Source organism: Clostridium prolinivorans, assembly GCF_004011155.1.
Lineage (GTDB): Bacteria > Bacillota > Clostridia > Clostridiales > Clostridiaceae > Clostridium_AT > Clostridium_AT prolinivorans.
In genome coordinates this window covers 1-833 of sequence record NZ_RJWG01000047.1, presented here as the reverse complement: position 1 = coordinate 833, position 833 = coordinate 1, and the positions used below count along the sequence as shown (strand labels likewise).

Here is an 833-nt window from a genome sequence, read left to right as displayed (position 1 = left end):
TTGTGTACAGAAATTAAATCTGTGTTAAAATATATGTGTAACTCATTTTCTATTCTTTTAAGAGTTACTTCTTTATCTATATATTTGGGTGGAACAGAGTATTTATTTCCTTTGTAATGTACTAGAGAGTCTTTATGAACTTTAGCTGTCAACTCATAGTTCATATAGCTTTCTATGATACGATTACATGGTAATGGAGATAAATACTCCTTTTCTTTTTGAAATAGTAGTATAGGTGGAACACCTGTAGCTTGATTTGGTTGTTGATTAACTTTTGAATTAATAGCTTTTATTATTTCTATTAAATCTTTTTCAGTCTTAAATTCATAATTGTATGGTAATAGCCAATCTATAAATTTATTTGCAGCTTCTACTTTTCCTTTAGTATAAGAGTGTCGTGGTTTACATAAGCGTATTTTAAATCCGAAATCATCTGCAAATGCTTTTAATTTATTATTTATTTTCCTCCCTTCTGGTGTAATATTTACAACTGTTTTCATATTGTCAAAAAGTATTTCCTTAGGTACACCTCCTGTAGCTTTAAATGCTGATATTAAACACTCTATAACATTTTGTTGAGTTTTAGATTTTCTATATTCAAAGTAACAGTATCTTGAATTACCAAGTTTATAGTTAAATACATTAACAATAAATTCTTCACCATATTTAGAAATTAGTTTTAGATCTTCCTTCCAGTCTACTTGAGCTTGCCCACCTGGTGGAGTTTCAAATCGTGGATGACACTTTGTTTTCTTAGAAGGTTTTAATCCTTTCTTATTTACATACTTAACAAAGTTGGAATATGTTCCTATATCGTAATTATTATTTAAAAA

Annotated in this window: 1 protein-coding gene; it reads right to left on the bottom strand. The window is 28.0% G+C overall.

The window, feature by feature from the left end:
• The coding region (gene istA, locus EGD97_RS12260) for an IS21 family transposase (RefSeq protein WP_127837563.1) at nt 1-833 on the bottom strand (833 nt) is incomplete at both ends.